The sequence below is a fragment of the Corallococcus sp. EGB genome (assembly GCF_019968905.1).
Classification (GTDB): Bacteria; Myxococcota; Myxococcia; order Myxococcales; family Myxococcaceae; genus Corallococcus.
The window spans coordinates 8,186,661-8,201,942 of record NZ_CP079946.1 but is presented as its reverse complement, the minus strand read 5'-3'; the positions used below and the strand labels follow the sequence as shown (position 1 = coordinate 8,201,942).

At 69.1% G+C, this 15,282-nt stretch carries 17 protein-coding genes, 1 tRNA gene and 2 pseudogenes; 14 read left to right on the top strand and 6 right to left on the bottom strand.

The window, feature by feature from the left end:
- The first annotated feature begins 34 nt into the window (after positions 1-34).
- The gene (gene rpe, locus KYK13_RS33400; protein WP_223638100.1) at positions 35-694 is read left to right on the top strand and encodes a ribulose-phosphate 3-epimerase; all 660 of its coding nucleotides are present in this window, start codon (positions 35-37) and stop codon (positions 692-694) included.
- Between the two features lies 1 nt (position 695).
- Here rpe and KYK13_RS33395 read toward each other — a convergent pair whose 3' ends face one another.
- Positions 696-1,094: a two-component system response regulator gene (locus KYK13_RS33395; RefSeq protein WP_223638097.1), complete on the bottom strand. Its 399-nt coding sequence runs from the start codon at positions 1,092-1,094 to the stop codon at positions 696-698.
- A 253-nt stretch (positions 1,095-1,347) separates the two neighbouring features.
- Between KYK13_RS33395 and KYK13_RS33390 the strand changes: the two genes are divergently transcribed.
- A tRNA-Pro gene (locus tag KYK13_RS33390) sits at positions 1,348-1,424 on the top strand.
- A 32-nt stretch (positions 1,425-1,456) separates the two neighbouring features.
- On the opposite strand, the gene KYK13_RS33385 is transcribed toward KYK13_RS33390, so the two are convergent.
- A complete protein-coding gene (locus KYK13_RS33385; protein WP_370645203.1) occupies positions 1,457-2,050 on the bottom strand; it encodes a DUF4082 domain-containing protein in 594 nt (197 codons plus the stop codon).
- 209 nt (positions 2,051-2,259) lie between these two features.
- On the opposite strand from KYK13_RS33385, the gene KYK13_RS33380 reads away from it, so the two are divergent.
- Together KYK13_RS33380 and KYK13_RS33375 are read left to right on the top strand one after the other, a co-directional pair.
- A complete protein-coding gene (locus KYK13_RS33380) occupies positions 2,260-3,990 on the top strand; it encodes a GAF domain-containing sensor histidine kinase (protein ID WP_223638094.1) in 1,731 nt (576 codons plus the stop codon).
- Positions 3,991-4,357: 367 nt separating this feature from the next.
- On the top strand, positions 4,358-4,555 hold the full coding sequence (locus tag KYK13_RS33375) for a hypothetical protein (RefSeq protein ID WP_223638092.1): 198 nt from the start codon (positions 4,358-4,360) through the stop codon (positions 4,553-4,555).
- 27 nt (positions 4,556-4,582) lie between these two features.
- Here KYK13_RS33375 and KYK13_RS33370 read toward each other — a convergent pair whose 3' ends face one another.
- Positions 4,583-5,632, bottom strand: coding sequence for a serine hydrolase (locus KYK13_RS33370; RefSeq protein ID WP_223638089.1), 1,050 nt, complete (start codon positions 5,630-5,632; stop codon positions 4,583-4,585).
- A gap of 198 nt (positions 5,633-5,830) precedes the next feature.
- Between KYK13_RS33370 and KYK13_RS33365 the strand changes: the two genes are divergently transcribed.
- Both KYK13_RS33365 and KYK13_RS33360 read left to right on the top strand, forming a co-directional pair.
- Positions 5,831-6,559 carry a helix-turn-helix domain-containing protein gene (locus KYK13_RS33365; RefSeq protein WP_223638087.1) on the top strand — a complete coding sequence of 243 codons (729 nt, stop codon included), beginning with the start codon at positions 5,831-5,833 and terminating at the stop codon, positions 6,557-6,559.
- A 234-nt stretch (positions 6,560-6,793) separates the two neighbouring features.
- A complete protein-coding gene (locus KYK13_RS33360; RefSeq protein WP_223638085.1) occupies positions 6,794-7,273 on the top strand; it encodes a TetR/AcrR family transcriptional regulator in 480 nt (159 codons plus the stop codon).
- A gap of 37 nt (positions 7,274-7,310) precedes the next feature.
- On the opposite strand, the gene KYK13_RS33355 is transcribed toward KYK13_RS33360, so the two are convergent.
- Positions 7,311-8,228 carry an AraC family transcriptional regulator gene (locus tag KYK13_RS33355; RefSeq protein ID WP_223638082.1) on the bottom strand — a complete coding sequence of 306 codons (918 nt, stop codon included), beginning with the start codon at positions 8,226-8,228 and terminating at the stop codon, positions 7,311-7,313.
- A 112-nt stretch (positions 8,229-8,340) separates the two neighbouring features.
- Between KYK13_RS33355 and KYK13_RS33350 the strand changes: the two genes are divergently transcribed.
- The 4 genes from KYK13_RS33350 (at position 8,341) to KYK13_RS33335 (ending at position 11,674) form a co-directional block, all read left to right on the top strand.
- Complete coding sequence (locus tag KYK13_RS33350; protein ID WP_223638081.1) at positions 8,341-8,670, top strand: putative quinol monooxygenase; 330 nt, start codon at positions 8,341-8,343, stop codon at positions 8,668-8,670.
- On the top strand, positions 8,667-9,410 hold the full coding sequence (locus KYK13_RS33345; RefSeq protein ID WP_223638080.1) for an SDR family oxidoreductase: 744 nt from the start codon (positions 8,667-8,669) through the stop codon (positions 9,408-9,410). Before KYK13_RS33350 ends, KYK13_RS33345 begins: the two co-directional genes overlap by 4 nt.
- A complete protein-coding gene (locus tag KYK13_RS33340) occupies positions 9,407-10,585 on the top strand; it encodes a metallophosphoesterase (RefSeq protein WP_223638079.1) in 1,179 nt (392 codons plus the stop codon). The genes KYK13_RS33345 and KYK13_RS33340 overlap by 4 nt, the downstream gene beginning before the upstream one ends.
- Positions 10,586-10,735: 150 nt before the next feature.
- Positions 10,736-11,674, top strand: coding sequence for an alpha/beta hydrolase (locus tag KYK13_RS33335; protein ID WP_223638078.1), 939 nt, complete (start codon positions 10,736-10,738; stop codon positions 11,672-11,674).
- 714 nt (positions 11,675-12,388) lie between these two features.
- Here KYK13_RS33335 and KYK13_RS33330 read toward each other — a convergent pair.
- Positions 12,389-12,663 (bottom strand): annotated as a pseudogene (locus tag KYK13_RS33330) (hypothetical protein); the annotation flags it as partial.
- Between the two features lie 85 nt (positions 12,664-12,748).
- Here KYK13_RS33330 and KYK13_RS33325 point away from each other — a divergent pair.
- Positions 12,749-13,192, top strand: a complete 444-nt coding sequence (locus tag KYK13_RS33325; RefSeq protein WP_223638077.1) for a hypothetical protein — start codon at positions 12,749-12,751, stop codon at positions 13,190-13,192.
- A gap of 23 nt (positions 13,193-13,215) precedes the next feature.
- The gene (locus tag KYK13_RS39410) at positions 13,216-13,479 is read left to right on the top strand and encodes a M24 family metallopeptidase (RefSeq protein ID WP_223638076.1); all 264 of its coding nucleotides are present in this window, start codon (positions 13,216-13,218) and stop codon (positions 13,477-13,479) included.
- Here the strand turns inward: KYK13_RS39410 and KYK13_RS33315 are convergent.
- Positions 13,441-13,656, bottom strand: a pseudogene (locus KYK13_RS33315) (hypothetical protein); the annotation flags it as partial. The gene KYK13_RS39410 and the pseudogene KYK13_RS33315 overlap by 39 nt on opposite strands.
- A gap of 342 nt (positions 13,657-13,998) precedes the next feature.
- Here KYK13_RS33315 and KYK13_RS33310 point away from each other — a divergent pair.
- Positions 13,999-14,529 (top strand): redoxin domain-containing protein, encoded by a 531-nt coding sequence (locus KYK13_RS33310; RefSeq protein ID WP_223638074.1) that lies wholly within the window; start codon positions 13,999-14,001, stop codon positions 14,527-14,529.
- Complete coding sequence (locus KYK13_RS33305) at positions 14,526-15,140, top strand: thioredoxin domain-containing protein (RefSeq protein ID WP_223638072.1); 615 nt, start codon at positions 14,526-14,528, stop codon at positions 15,138-15,140. The genes KYK13_RS33310 and KYK13_RS33305 overlap by 4 nt, the downstream gene beginning before the upstream one ends.
- Positions 15,141-15,282 lie beyond the last annotated feature (142 nt).

Below are 15,282 nucleotides of genomic sequence, written 5' to 3'. Positions count from 1 at the left end.
CGTGGCCCGCCGGAAGCGGTTATGAAGCGCCGCCATGACCCGCCCCGTTCGCATCTCTCCGTCGCTGCTCTCCTCTGACTTCAGCCGCCTGGGCGAGGAGGTCCGCGCCATCGAGGCCGCCGGCGCCGACTGGATTCACGTGGATGTCATGGATGGCAGGTTCGTGCCCAACATCACGTTGGGGCCGGTCATCGTGGAGGCCATCAAGCGCGTGGCGACGAAGCCGCTGGACGTGCACCTGATGATCGTGGAGCCGGAGAAGTACGTGGACGCGTTCGTGAAGGCGGGCGCGGACGTGCTGACGGTGCACCAGGAGGCGAGCCCGCATCTGCACCGCACGCTGCAGCACATCCGCAATGCGGGGGCGAAGCCGGCGGTGGTGTTGAACCCGGGCACGCCGCTGGTGGCGATCGAGGAGGTGCTGGGGGACGTGGACATGGTGCTGCTCATGAGCGTGAACCCGGGGTTCGGGGGCCAGTCGTTCATCGAGTCCACGGTGGACAAGGTCCGCCGGCTGCGCGGGATGTTGGACGCGCGGGGGCTGAAGGACGTGGACATCGAGGTGGACGGCGGCATCAACGCCCAGACGGCGAAGCGCGTGGTGGACGCGGGGGCGACCGTGCTGGTGGCGGGCAGCTACGTGTTTGGCGCGAAGGACTACGCGCAGGCCATCCGGTCGCTGCGGCCCTCGTGAGTCAGGCGGCTTCGGGGGAGGCGGGCGGGCGCGCGGCGGCGGCGGCCATGCGGGCGATGCGGGTCATGAAGGTGGGGTCGCACGGCTTCACTTCGTAGTCGTCGGCGCCCAGCTCGAAGCACACGTGGCGGGTGAATTGATCCTCCACGCCGCTGAGCATGATGACCTTGCAGTCGCGGGTGATGGGGTCCTTCTTCAGCTGCGCGAGCAGATCCCTGCCGTCCTGGTGCTGGTTGATGTCCAGGATGATGACCGCGGGCCGGTGCTTGCGGGCCAGCTCCAGCACGTGTTCGGAGGTGGTGTCGGACACGCAGACGAGGCCCGAGCGCTTGGCCTCTCGAGCGAGTGCGGACACGACAAGGGGCTCATCGTCCGAGATGAGGACAGTGGGAGCAGTCATGGCCCTCTGTGGGGGAACAGGGGTGGATCAACGTGCAACATCTTGGAAGTACAGGAAGGCCCGGATCTTGTGAAGAGGGTGAACATTGTCCCGTCCTAAAGGGTATGTAGGACAACAGTCGGGCAGGCGAGGGGGGCGGGAGGTGGAGGGGAAGGGGAGGGCAAAAGAGTCCGTTGACTGAAGGAAGCGGCTCGGATAGATCCGCCCACGCTTCGCCGGGCCCGAGGGCAGTTCCTGGCGCAGCACCGGATATCGGGGAGTGGCTCAGCCTGGTAGAGCACTTGGTTCGGGACCAAGGGGTCGCAGGTTCAAATCCTGTCTCCCCGACCAAACGATGAAGCGGGCTGGAGATCTTCGGATCTTCAGCCCGTTTTCATTTTGGGCTTCCGGCTTCGGCCCTCCCAGCGCGGCCTGCCGCTGTTCGTTGGACGCTCGGGCGGCGAGCGCAGGCCCCACGTTGTCGGCGGCGTCAGGCCGGTGTCGCGGTGGAACGTGGTGGTGCCCGGCGGCTCCGCGATGAGCTGGCTGCCCCGGCACACCAGGCGCCAGCGCGCGTTTCCCTGCACCTCGCCACTGCCGTCCACGGACCCGTACCAGGTCAGGTCGATGGCGGTGGACGAGTGGGGCGCCGCCTCCACGTGCGTGGGCGCCGTCGGGGGCGTGGTGTCGTTGGACTGGAAGGCCACCTCCACCCAGGAGTTGCTGGCCTGGTAGCTGTCGGTGGGAAAGCCGCTCGTGAAGGTGGCGGTGGCCAGCAGCGCCCCCGACGCGGACCACAGGCTGCCGGTGTGCGTGCCCGTGTTGCCCGCGCCCTTGTAGAAGCGCCTGCCCTTGAGCTGCCCGGGCGCGTCGCTGCGGAAGCGCACGCCCAGCTCCAGCGCGGCGCTGTCATTGGCGGCCTCCACGGCCGGGACCGCGGAAGCGTCGAAGAGGGCGCGCTCCCCCCTGCCGCGCACTTGTTTGCGATTTGCTTTTGATGTTTCGAGGATGCGATTGAACACGCGGCCCGGTGAAGGCTGATATCCCAGGGGTCCCAGTGGCAATGACCCTCAGTGAGTCCCCAGTCATGGCTGGGCCCGGGGCTGATGCTCCTCCTGTCGACCGTTCGTCCGATGCGCGGGGTGGATGTTGACGCAATGTCGAGGCTTGGGTCAGGTCAGCACCAATGCCCGACCATCCCTCGCCTTCCGCGCCCCCCTCCTCCGACGAGCAGCTCCAGCGCGCGTTGCGGCGGCTGGAGGAGTGCGAGCGCGCCGAGAAAGTGGTCGCCGCGGCGGGCATCGGCCGTTGGTCCCGCGACCTGTCACAAGCCCACGTCGTCTGCGACGCCATCTGCCGCGTGCACTACGAACTGCCCCCGGACGGCGCGGTGACCCCGGCCCAACTCCAGGAGCGCATCCACCCGGAGGACCGTGAGCAGGTGTGGGACGCGGCGCGGCGCGCGATGGAGGGGCAGGCGCCCTTCGAGATGCGCTTCCGGCTCCACCCGGGCGCGGAAGGCTCCATCAAGTGGTTGCATGTCACGGGCTCCGTCTTCCACGACGCGGAAGGGCGCGCGCGGCACTTCGAGGGCATCACGCGGGACATCACCGCCGAGCGGCAGCTCGAGGAGTCCCTGCGCCAGACGCTCATCGAGAAGAACGACTCGCTCCAGAACCTGGAGCTCATCAACAGCACGGGCCAGGCGCTGGGCGCGGAGCTGCAGTTGGAGAAGCTGGTGCAGGGCGTGACGGACGCCGCCACCCAGCTCACCCGGGCCGCGTTCGGCGCGTTCTTCTACAACGTGCTGGATGAGCGGGGACAGACCTACATGCTCTACACGCTCAGCGGCGTGCCCCGGGAGTCCTTCTCGAAGTTCCCCATGCCGCGCGCGACCCGTGTCTTCGAGCCCACCTTCAAGGGGGAGGGCATCATCCGCAGCGAAGACATCACGAAGGACCCTCGCTACGGCCATAACGCCCCCCGCAGGGGGATGCCCGAAGGCCACCTCCCGGTGCGCAGCTACCTGGCGGTGCCCGTGGCCTCGCGCTCCGGTGAGGTGATTGGCGGGCTGTTCTTCGGTCACCCCACGCCCGGCGTCTTCACCGCGCGCGAGGAGCGGCTGGCGGCGGGGCTGGCCGCGCAGGTCGCCGTGGCCATGGACAACGCCCGGCTCTTCCAGCGGGTGCAGGAGGCCGTCACGTCGCGAGACACCTTCCTGTCCATCGCCTCGCACGAGCTGCGCACGCCCATCACATCCATGAAGCTGCTGTCGCAGCACATGCGCAAGCGCATCCACGCCAACGACCCGGTGGCCTTCACCCCCGAGCGCGTCATCCGGATGGTGGAGCAGACGGAGCGCTCCATCGACCGGCTCGCCCGGCTGGTGGATGACATGCTGGACATCTCGCGCATCGCCGCGGGCCGGCTGCAGCTGCATCTGGAGCCGGTGGACCTGAGCGACGTCGCGCGCGATGTGATGGACCGCTTCGAGCCGCAGCTCACCGCGGCGGGCCACACGCTCACGCTGCGGCTCACGTCCGGCGTGGTGGGGCGGTGGGACCGGATCCGGCTGGAGCAGGTGCTCGCGAACCTGCTGACCAACGCCCTCAAGTACGCGCCCGGGACGCCGCTCACGGTGAGCCTCACGGCCCGGGACGGCCACGCCGTGCTGGAGGTGGAGGACCGCGGGCCCGGCATCGCACCGGAGCATCAACACCGCATCTTCGAGCGCTTCGAGCGGCTCGGCAGCGCCAGCGAGGTGAGCGGGCTGGGTCTGGGCCTCCACATCGCCCGCCACATCGTGGAGGCGCACGGGGGCCGCATCCACGTGCGGAGCGCCCTGGGCGACGGCGCCCGCTTCTTCGTCGAGCTGCCGCTGTCAGGCCCCCCGGACGTCAAGCCCGGGGCGCCGTAGGGGCTGGCCAGGAGGGCTCAGCGAACGCATATGCCAGCACCCTCCTGCGGCCTCCACACCTCACGCAGGCGAACACGTCGAAGTCGAACGTCCTCCTCAGCAACTCGGCCCGGTCCACTCGCGGCGCTCCCTGCTTCATCCGCTCCGTTCTGGCCGGTGCCTCCTTTCCCGCTCTCGCCTCCTCCCCACCTGCTTGGGGGAGCGCTCGTCCCCTGAAGCGTGTCCCTTCACCGGCTGGCTGACCGGCGCTGCCTCCCATTAGGGGCTCGTGGGGGAGAGGCAATCGTCGGTCGGCCTGGACGGAGCCGCTCCGGAGGCCGCTGCCCGGCCTCGGGAGACGTCCCGCATCAATGCCGTTCTGAGTGGATTGCGTCAGAGCCTGCGCTCGTTGGGCCGCAGCCTGATGGGGCTGCTCTCGCTGGACCCGGGGTGCCGCACCGGGGATGTCGCGGTGCTCAGCCTCGTGCTCCCGCCGGCCAAGGAGGAGGGGCTGCTCGCGAGCTGGCTGCCGGCCCGGCGCGCCTCGCGCGTGGACCCGAACACAGTGCTTCGCTCGGATGTCTGAAAGGCAGGCGCCACGGGTGCGCTCGGGTCAGGGGACGGGCCTGCAGCCGGTGCCGGCCTTCACCGCGGCCCGGAGCAGGTCGTTCGCTCCCGTGCCCATTCGCGTCGCATCCATCCCCGCGACGGCGACACCGAGGTCGAGGTCTGGGCACACCATCGCCGCCACGCCCCAGAAGCCCTCGTGCAGCCAGCAAGGTTTTCCATCGGCGCGCTCCAGCCGGAAGATGCCCATGCCCCCGCCGTCCTCGGTGTTCGTGGAGGGGATCCGCGACATGGTGTCGAGCGTGGAGGCCCGGGTGAACACCTCTCCGGCGAACAAGGCCTGGAACCAGCGGGCGAGGTCCGCCGTGTTGGACACCAACCCTCCACCGCCAAAGAGGTCGGCCGTGGCATTGATGCTGGCGAGCGGGAGCCCGTCATAGGCTTGCGGTGCCAGGGCGACAAGGTTCGCGGGGGGCGGCTCCAGCTCTTCGAGCCATGTGGCCTGGAGCCCCAGCCGCTCGAAGCCGAGCTGACTCCGGTAGGCCTGCGCGAGCCGCCAACCGGTCCTCGCTTCCAGCACGGCCCCCAGCAACAGGTAGCCCGTGTCCGAGTACACGTAGCGCTCGCCCGGTGCGCCCACGGGCGCGCCATGCTCCAGCGCGAAGCGGACCTGCTCCTCGCGGGTCCAGACGCGCTCCGGTGCATCGAGGACCGTCGTGAGGTAGTCCTCGCTCTGGGCGTAGTCGAACAGGCCGCTGGTGTGGGTGAGGAGGTGCGCCATCGTCATCCGCTCGGGGGCATAGCCTCCTGCGCGCAGCAGCTCCGGATAGGGCGCGGGGACCACCGCCGCCACGGTGTCATCGAGGGACAGCTTGCCGTCCTCCACCAGCCGCAGGATGGCCGCGGCCATGTATGTCTTGGTCACGCTGGCGATGCGGAACGGAGCCCTTGGGTCGAGCGGCTCCATGCCGGGAGCCTGTACCGCGCCTGAGAACTCAAGCCCCGCGGAAGGGATGCGGACGCTCATCAGCCAGCCGGCGTTGCCGGGATGTGCCTCCTGGGCCTCCTGCATCGCCTGCTGGAGCGACTGTCGCAAGGCGGCGGCGTCACAGGGGGGGACATCAGGGGCGTCCGACCGGCAGGCCAGCGCTCCGAAGAGGAGACAACTCGTGACGGTGAGCGCGCTGCACGCAGCGTATGTTGGGGTCCTGCGTGATGCCATGGAGACTCCGGGATGAGGAGCCTCCACTGTGTCGTGGCCAGGGCCGGCGGCGCTTGAACGCTCTTCGGAAGAATGAACCTCCCACCTCTCTTCGTCCTCGCCCCGGAAGCCGGCATCTTCGTCCTGCGGTCCAACGACGCTCACTCCGCGCCCCACCAGCAGTGGGGCACCGCGATCCTCTTCGGACTGGAGGGCGCGGTGACGGTGCGGCACGCCTCGGGCAGCGCGCGAGGCCGCATCGTGGTGGTGCCTGGGGATGTCCCGCACGTGACGTCGTCCCGGGGACCGCTGGCCAGCGTGGTGCTGGACGCGGACCACCACCGCGCCACGTTCCGAGCGCTGGCGCGGCGCCAGCCCTTCGCCCTGGAGTCCTCCAGCGCCCTGGCTCAAATGGCGGGGGTGGTGGCGCGCGGGAAGGGAGCGGTCGCGCGCGGCGCCGAGCAGGCCGTGGCGGGCCTGCTTCCCACGGGCCCGGCCCCGGTGGGGGATGGCCGCATCGCGCGCCTGCTCGACATGCTGGAAGGGGACGAGGAGCACCCCCTCCCGGTGCACGCGGCCCGCCTGAAGCTTTCCACGGGACATGTCTCGACCCTGTTCCATGCCAGGGTGGGAATCCCCCTGCGGCGCTGGTTGCTGTGGCGTCGCCTCTTGCGCTCACTGCCCCTGCTGCGCGCGGGCGGCCTCGCGGAGACGGCCGCGGCCTCGGGCTTCTCGGACCAGGCACACCTGACTCGGACCTGTGTCCGCTTCGCGGGCTACACGCCCCGGCAACTGGCGAACGCGCTCGCCTCGGCCGGATGAGCTGTCGTGCTCATGACGCAGCGACCGGATGGGGGCCCGCGCCGAGGGACTCCTGTTCGATGCCGTGGCCCCATGTACAGTCGTTGACGACTGTCATTGGTGCGGCCCTGCTGTGGAGCCTTCCTCTCTCGTCGTGGGGGGCAGGCCCCCTCCGCGGAGAAGCCCACGCGCATCGCCCTGCGCGCCGCGAGGCTCGTCGATGGGAAGCGTGACCGAGTCCTGCCGGCTGCGGTCGTGCTCATCGAAGGCTCGAGCATCCAGGCAGTGGGCGCCGGCCTCGCCATCCCCGCGGGGACACGGGTCTTGGACCTGGGGGACGTCACCCTGCTTCGCGGCTGGGCGCTGTTGGAGGCGGTCTTCCGCGACGGCGTCGCGCAGCTCTGTGCGCGGGCCGCCGCGCAAACGGGTGAGGATCCCGCCGCCGAGCTGGTGGCCTGGCTTGAGGAGGTGACGGTCTACACCGCGACCAACCGCGGGCTCGCCGCCGCGCTGTTGGCTGGCCCGGATGGGCTCACGCTCGAGGAACTCTGCTGCGCCGACATGCTGCTCGACGTGTCGAACGGTCTGGTGACACGGGCGTCATCGGTGGGCGCGATTCACTCCGGCGCCACGACGGAGGACCTGATGATGCTGGCGAACGCGATCGCCATCGAAGACGATCCGCTCACCGCGCGCCGGGTGCTGCGCCTCGCGCTCGCCGGCATCCGGTCCTGAACGCAACGGGCGCACCTCCTCCCGCCCTCGCTGCGGCTCAGAGACCGGGGGATGCCGCCTGGCTTGCCCGCGCATACCGGCCCGGAGACTGGCCCACGCGTCGACTGAAGGCCGTGGTGAAGGTGCTCGCCGAACTGTACCCGACGCGCTCGGCGACCTCGGAGATGGCGAAGTCCCGGCGGCGAAGCAGCCCGCGCGCAACGGCCATCCGCCAGTCCAGCAGGTACTCCATCGGCGGCAGGCCCACGGTGCGAGTGAAGCGGTCGAAGAACGCCGAGCGCGAGAGGGCCGCGCTCTTCGCGAGCTGCGCCACCGTCCACGGCCGCGTGACGTGCGCGTGCATCTGACGTATCGCGGGCGCGAGCCGCGCATCCGCCAGGCCGCGCAGGAGCCCCGGGGGCGCGTTGTCCGCCGGTGTCGAGCGCAGCGCCTCGATGAGCAGCAGCTCCACGAGACGCGTGAGCACGAGGTCTCGGCCCGAACGCTGCTCGCTCGTCTCGTCGCGGACGAGCCGCACCAGCGTCGAGAGCCGCTCCACGCCGCGCACGTGCACCAGGGTTGGGAGCAGCGACACCATCAGGGCCGCGTCAGGCGAATCGAAGACGAAGTAGCCGCCGAGCGTGCGCACATCGGGACGGCCGCCACGGGTGCCGTAACGCACCTCCCCCTTCGGATTGGGCGCCGCCTTGGCGTCGATGCGCTCGGGCACCACCGGCTCGAAGCCGGACATGGTGAAGCCGGGCGTCGCCGGCAGGAGCACGAAATCACCCGCCTGGAGCGTGAGAGGAGGCTGGCCGTCGACAGCGAGTCGGCAGCTCCCTTCGAGCACGGCACTGAAACTCGGCTGGCCAAAGTCCGAGTAGCGAACCCCCCAACGGCCTGCTCCGCTGATGCCCTTCGAGAAGACGGCTCGTGGCTGAAGCAGGGCGATGACTTCCGAGAGTGGATCGATCATGGCTGGACTCTAGCAAAAGAAATATGGACCGCTCGTGGTGGAGAGTCCTGTCGGCGGCACGTACCTTGGGACCATCAACGCCGCACGAACCGCGGCCAACCAAGGGGTCGACATGAAGGCAACGTATGGGTTCCGGGCCACGATGACCGCGCTGCCGGGAAGAGGCGATGAGCTGGCGGCGCTGTTGCTCTCCGCGGTGAGCGGCACGGGCCTCGTCACCAACCAGGACTGCGTCCTCTATCTGGTGGGGCGCTCCAGCAGCAATCCGGACGTCGTCTCCGTCACGGAGGGGTGGACCACGAAGGAGGCGCACGCCGCGAACTTCGCGAGCCCGCGCGCCCAGGCACTCATCGCCAGGCTCGCCCCGCTCGTCACCGGCGAGGCTCAGTACCAGGACGAAGTGCCCGCTGGCGGCAAGCTCAGCGAGGGGGTGGTGTCATGAAGACGGTGCTCATCACGGGTTGCTCCTCGGGCTATGGGCTCGAGACGGCGCGCCACTTTCACGCGCAGGGCTGGAGCGTGGTCGCCACCATGCGCACTCCACGCGAGGACGTCCTCCCTCGTTCGGACCGGCTGCGCGTGGTGCCGCTCGACGTGACGAAGCCCGGGAGCATCGCGGCGGCGCTGGAGGCGAGCGGGCCCATCGACGTGCTCGTCAACAACGCGGGCATCGGGCTGATGGGGGCCTTCGAGGCCACGCCGATGGCGACGGTGCGTGAGGTGTTCGAGACCAACGTCTTCGGGGTGATGGCGATGACGCAGGCGGTGCTGCCCCAGTTTCGTGCCCGCAAGTCGGGCGTCGTCGTCAACGTGACGTCCAGCGCGACGCTGGCGCCGATGCCGCTGGTGGCCGTGTACACCGCGAGCAAGATGGCCATCGAGGGGTTCACGGCGTCGCTCGCGTTCGAACTCGAGGCCTTCAACCTGCGCGTGAAGCTCGTCGAGCCGGGCTATGGCCCGAGCACCCGCTTCACGAGCAACGGAGGCGCCCGCATGGAGGGGCTGTTTCCCGAGCCGTATGCGCCCTTCGCACAGCGCATCTTCGCTTCATTCGGGCAGCCGGCCGCGGTGACGCGCGAGTCCGACGTGGCCGAAGAGGTGTGGCATGCCGCGAACGACACGTCGGCGAAGCTCCGTTACCCCGCGGGCCCTGACGCGGTCGCACTGGCTCGGTCGGCATGAGCAAGCTCGGTGAGGCATGGACTTCGCTGAGCGGGTTTCTGCTGCCCGGCGTTGGGTTGCTCGCATTCGAGCACTACTACTTGTGGGCGCGGCTGGTCCGGGATGTCGGCCTCCCCAAGCCCGCCGCGTGGGCGCTGACGTGGAGCCTGGTTGTCCTCGCGGTCAGCATTCCCGTGGGCGTGTTCGCGAGCCGCCTGGTGCCTCCCGATTTGTCGGTGTGGTGGCTCACGCCAGTCTACGTGTGGATTGGCGTGTCCACGCTGCTGCTCATGTCGCTCGTGGTGGTGGACGTGCTGCGGGTCGGTGCTTCCATGGCGCTTTGGGGCGCCGAGCCGATGGACGCCGGCCGCCGGCAGGCGTTGGCGCGCATGAGCGCGTTGGTCGCGGTGACGGTTGGCGTCGTCGCCAGCGGTTGGGGGCTTCGAGAAGGCCGCCGGGTTCGCGTCAAGCGGGTGGAGGTCCCGCTGAAGAAGCTGCCGACCGAGCTCGACGGGCTGAGCATCATCCAGCTGTCGGACATGCACATCGGACCGATGATGGGTCGGGAGTTCGTCGAGCACGTCGTGAGGATGGTGAATGCGCTGGCTCCAGACGTCGTGGCCATCACGGGCGACCTGGTGGACGGCAGCGTCGAGGACCTCGAGCCGCACGTCGCGCCGCTCGCGAACCTCACCTCCACCCATGGCACCTACTTCGTCACGGGCAATCACGAGTACCACGCGGACGCGAGTCGGTGGTGCGAGCACCTCGGCCAGCTCGGAGTGCGAGTCCTGCGCAACGAATACGTGGAGCTGGGGAGCGGTGAGCAGGTGCTTCACCTGGCGGGTATCGACGACTACGAGTCCGCCAGGTTCGACATCGGCCATCGGGTAGACCTCCCACGGGCCGTGGCGGGCAGAGACACGCGTCGAGCGCTGGTCCTTCTGGCGCACCAGCCCAAGGCCGTCCACGAAGCCGTCCTGCACGAGGTCGACCTGCAGTTGTCAGGGCACACCCACGGAGGGCAGCTGTGGCCGCTGGGGTGGCTTCAGCGCTTGGGGCAACCGGTGGTCGCGGGGCTCGCCAGGTTCAGCAAGACCTGGGTCTACGTCAGCAGCGGCACTGGCTTCTCGGGGCCTCCCATGCGGCTCGGCGCTCCCGCGGAGATTACGCAGCTCGTCCTGCGAGCAGCCTGAAGGCATTTGGAAGTCGGCGGCTCGATTCTTGTCTTGGAATAGAAGCGTTTGGATTTGAGGCCTGGAAGGTCTGAGACAGGCCATGTCGATACATCCCCATGAGCGCCGCCTTCATCGCGGCCACGCTCGAACCTGGAGAACATACAAGCCATGAAGACGCTCCATCTGGTCGACCCCTCCGTGCGCGACATCGTTGCCTCCATGAAGGCGTTTGATCCCGCGAGTGAGCCCCTGGAGGCGTTCCGCGCTCAGCTCCTCGCGAGCTACGCGCAGATTGCCGCCCCAATGCCTCACGCGCGGGAGGAGCGTTGGGTGCCGGGGCCGTCCGACGTGCGGGTCCTGGTGTATCGACCGAGCAACCCGCCAGCGGTGCTGGGGGCCATCCTCTATGTGCACGGCGGCGGCTATATCGCGGGCGTCGCGGAGATGACCGATGCGGCGTGTGTGCAGCTCGCCGAGGAGTACCAGTCGCTGGTCGTCAGCGTCGACTACCGCCTCGCGCCGGAGACTCCCTTCCCCGGTCCCGTCGAGGACTGCTACGCCGCGTTGAGCTGGCTGATGCGGGAGGCGCCTGCCTTCGGGGTGGACACGTCACGGGTCGTCATCATGGGGCACAGCGCTGGCGGAGGGCTCGCGGCGGCGACCGCGCTCTTGCACCGCGACCGCGGTGGCGCTCCCCTGGCGGGACAGGTGCTCATCTACCCGATGCTCGACGCCCGCACCGGAGCGCCGGAGGCCCCGGTCGACAACCCGAGCACGGGCGAGTTCGGGTGGACGCGTCCGCTCAATCAATTCGCGTGGCGCGCGCTGCGGGGCGGCGGCGTGATTCCGAAGGAGCGCGAGGGCCACTACTCGCCCTCGCTGGCGTCCGGGCTCGAGGGCTTGCCGCCGACGTTCCTGGCGGTGGGGAGCGTGGACCTCTTCCTGGAGGAGGACGTCGACTACGGGATGCGCCTGTCCCGCGCGGGCGTGCCCGTCGAAATGCACGTCTACCCAGGCGGCATCCATGGCTTCGATTTGTTCCCGACAGCCTCCGCGGCCCGGTTTGTCGCCGACCTTCGGAGTGCGCTCGCGCGCCTGCTGCGATGAGGCGGGAGCGGGCACTGGCCAGGCGACCCTCTATATCTATAAAGGGCTCCATGCCTCAGCCCCGCTCGGAAGCGTTCACCCCACGCCGCCGCGCACTCCTCATCGCTGATGGAGGCGCTTCCGGAGGCCCTTGGCGCGTGTGTCCCCCCGAGTCGCAGGTCCTCCTCGCCGAGCTGGCCCGCCTGCTTCCTCCGGAGGTTCCGCTGGTGAGGCTGGCGTCCCTGCCGGTTGGAGGGCGGGTGTTGCGTGCCGTCCAGCGGCTCTCTCCGGCCGAGGCTCCCGACGCGCAAGCATTGATCGACGCGCTGTGCTCCCATGCGGATCCGGAGCTCCAGCTCGAGGGCCTTCGCCACTTGGGTGCTTGGGCTCAACACCACGCGCTCTGGGGGGCCCCTGTGCCGGGGCCAGCTTCGCAGGCCGCGAGGGCAATGCCAGGTGCTCCAGAATGGCGGGTCCCCCTCCGGGGGCCGTCAGGTATGCCAGCACCCTCCCGCGGCCTCCACACCTCACGCAGGCGAACACGTCGAAGTCGGACGTCCTCCTCGGCAACTCGGCCCGGCCCACTGCATCCACCCTGGGGAAGTACAAGCTGATCTCCAAGCCGTTCCCCGCGCTCACGACGAGCTGGTTTGGCGTAAGCTTCCGCAAGGGAATCCAAACCTTCGACGGCGTCGGAGAGACGCCGCCCTTCGCAGCGGGGGACGTGGAAGGCTGCTGCGCCGGCTCCCGCTCCGGGCCGTAGAGGTTGAGGTGCGCCGGGTGGTAAAGAACCGGCACGTCCGCGCGGCGCCGCCACATCTCCGGAAAGAGCGAGGCCTGCGCGCGTCTCCTCCAGCGACAGCGGCGGGCTGTACTTCAAGCAGTCGAAGAGGCCGGGCTCGCCGTCGAGCAGCCGGTACGGGGGCGGCGCGTCACTCGCGCCGAGGTTGCTGCTCAGGCCGACCCCCCCGCCACGGCAACGTCCATGCAGCGACATCCGGGGCAGTCATGCCGCACACGTTACTCGTCAGCATTCGGCGACATGGGTAGGGTGCGCGCTGCTGTACGCGGTTCCCCCCAACCAAAGGAATGACGATGAAGCTGAATGCTCTCGCGATGTCCGTTGTTGCGATGCTGACGCTGGTCGTGGGTTGCGGAGTGGCTGATGAGAACGTGATGCAGGACGAGCGGGTGACCGCCCAGGGCAGCACCTGTGCAATGGGCCAGCACCTCTGCCCCACGTGTGATGGGAAGAGCACCTACTGCGCCATGATGTGCATGGACTGCGCCGTCCCCATCGCCGCGCCCACCGTCGAGGCCGAGGGCGTCACCTGCAAGACGGGCCAGAGGCTCTGCCCCACTTGCGATGGCACGGGCTCCTACTGCGCCGCGAAGTGCTTCGAGTGCGCTCCCCAGGTGGCCAACCCGGACCCGTCCGTGTCCGCCATGGACTCCACGAGCTGCCCGCCGCACCAGTTCCTCTGCCAGCGCTGCGACGGCAGCTACCGGTGCGCCCCCGAGTGCGCACCCTGCCTTTAGTCCGCGCCTCGTGACGCCCTGAAGTGCCGCGGCCGGATCCACTCGCATCAGGGATTCGCAGAGCCGGCGCCGCAACTGCACCGCACGGGCATGGATTCGGACTGGGGAACCATGAACCGCCATGGATGGCCGTGGAGAGTGAGCACCGGCTGGAGCGGAACATGCTCATCTCCAGCGAGGCGGGAGTCTACGTGCCGGGCGTCGGCGGTTACCGGCGCTCGGATACGGGCGCTCGTCACGGACAGAGGCTACCGCGTGCTGACGGACCGGGTTCCCACGGACGGTGAGAGCCTCACGTTCGGCAAGCCGGGCCTCGCGCCTTCGCAGACTGGCTGGCGTCTGAGCGGATTGTACCAGCCTTCGAGGAAGCGGAAGACGGCCATCCTCGCCTCGGCGTGAGTTGTAAAACGGCGGCGTGCGAGCAGCTCACACTCGAGTGTGGCGAAGCAGCTCTCACACATCGCTAGTTCGACGCCCCGCTCACGGAAATCAGGCGGGTATGGGGGGCGTGACTTCGGCATCGTGGGACCCTCTTCGCACAGCGGGTGGGACTCCACGAAACCGGGGCAACTTCAGTGCATGGGTCGTCTCGAGGGCCCCCTGCCTTCCCCGCCCCGAGGCCTCGCGGCGTCCGGGCTCCTCACTGGACGCTCTGACAGCGGCCCGGGCCACGTGCTTCCGCCACGTGCTTCCATCGAGGCCTTGGAGCTGGGGTGGGCGCCAGCGCGCACCGGGTACCAGATTGGGCAAAAGGAACCCATCCAATGGCCACACTTGCTCCCCCCCCTCCCGCCTCAGGCATCCTTGTGCACGGTCTGCCGCCTGGCACCCGCGCGCCTGAATGGGACGGCGCGTCCACCCCCGACGGGCGTCGCATCAAGCTTGCGGACCAGCGGGGCTCACCCGTCGTCCTCGTCTTCTATCCAGGGGACTTCACCCCCGTCTGCACCAACGAGCTGGGGCTCTTCAACGAGCTGCTGCCCGAGCTTGGCCAGTTCGGCGCGAAGGTGTTCGGCATCTCGTGCGACTCCCTCTGGAGCCACATCGCCTTCGCCAAGGAGCTCCACATCCAGATTCCGCTCCTCTCCGACTTCCATCCGAAGGGAGAGATCTCCCGCCGCTACAACGTCTACCGGGAGGACGCCGGCATCTGCGAGCGGGCGCTCTACGTCATCGACGGCAAGGGCGACATCTACTGGAGCCACGTCTCGCCCCTCGAGTTCAACCCCGGCGCGGACGGCGTCATCGACGCGCTCGAGCGGCTGACTGGCAAACCGATGGAGGTCCCCACCTTCCAGCCACAGCAGCAGCCATCTCGGACGGAGGCCCGGACATGAGCAGACTTCGCAGAGGCGTGGACGCCAATGACTGGGCCAAGGGGCCGGCCGATGCCCCCATCACCCTCCTGGAGTACGGCGACTTCGAGTGTCCCTACTGCGGGCGGGCCTTCTGGGAGTTGAAGCGGCTCGAGAGCGCTGTCGGGGACCGGGTCCGCTTCGTCTTCCGCCACTTCCCGCTCTCCCAGCTCCACCCGCACGCGCTGCTGGCCGCGGAGGCCGCGGAGGCCGCCGGCGCGCAGGGCAGGTTCTGGGAGATGTACGACAGGCTCTTCGAGAACCAGCAGAGCCTGGAGGCTCCCGCGCTGCTGACCTACGCGGCCGACCTGGGGCTCGACATGGGCCGCTTCACTCGTGACCTCCAGGAGCACCGCCATCTCCCCAAGGTTCGCCGCGACTTCATGGACGGCGTGCGCAGTGGCGTGAACGGCACCCCGAGCTTCTTCCTCAACGGGGAGCGCCACAACGGCGCCTACACGGCCGAGGCGCTGCTCGCCGCCATCGAGCAGCGGGCGGGGCCCGACATCGAGCCGATGACAGGGCTTCCCTGGGAAGGCGACCGCGTGCCGCGCATGGGCCGGTTCCAGGCGCCGCCCCATTTCCATATTTGAGGGAGTGCAGCAGCCATGGTCCTGACGCGCTCGTCCCGCTGGTGGGCCGTTGCTCTGCGCGGCATCGCTGCCATCCGCTTTGGCCTCATCACCTTCCTGGCGCCGGGCGTGAGCTTGCTCGCGCACGTCTGGCGCAGGGCAG

Coding starts and splice junctions, on each gene's coding strand:
- rpe (WP_223638100.1), top strand. CDS start 35: ATGACCCGCCCCGTTCGCATCTCTCCGTCGCTGCTCTCCTCTGACTTC.
- KYK13_RS33395 (WP_223638097.1), bottom strand. CDS start 1,094: ATGACTGCTCCCACTGTCCTCATCTCGGACGATGAGCCCCTTGTCGTG.
- KYK13_RS33380 (WP_223638094.1), top strand. CDS start 2,260: ATGCCCGACCATCCCTCGCCTTCCGCGCCCCCCTCCTCCGACGAGCAG.
- KYK13_RS33365 (WP_223638087.1), top strand. CDS start 5,831: ATGAACCTCCCACCTCTCTTCGTCCTCGCCCCGGAAGCCGGCATCTTC.
- KYK13_RS33355 (WP_223638082.1), bottom strand. CDS start 8,228: ATGATCGATCCACTCTCGGAAGTCATCGCCCTGCTTCAGCCACGAGCC.
- KYK13_RS33350 (WP_223638081.1), top strand. CDS start 8,341: ATGAAGGCAACGTATGGGTTCCGGGCCACGATGACCGCGCTGCCGGGA.
- KYK13_RS33345 (WP_223638080.1), top strand. CDS start 8,667: ATGAAGACGGTGCTCATCACGGGTTGCTCCTCGGGCTATGGGCTCGAG.
- KYK13_RS33340 (WP_223638079.1), top strand. CDS start 9,407: ATGAGCAAGCTCGGTGAGGCATGGACTTCGCTGAGCGGGTTTCTGCTG.
- KYK13_RS33335 (WP_223638078.1), top strand. CDS start 10,736: ATGAAGACGCTCCATCTGGTCGACCCCTCCGTGCGCGACATCGTTGCC.
- KYK13_RS33325 (WP_223638077.1), top strand. CDS start 12,749: ATGAAGCTGAATGCTCTCGCGATGTCCGTTGTTGCGATGCTGACGCTG.
- KYK13_RS33305 (WP_223638072.1), top strand. CDS start 14,526: ATGAGCAGACTTCGCAGAGGCGTGGACGCCAATGACTGGGCCAAGGGG.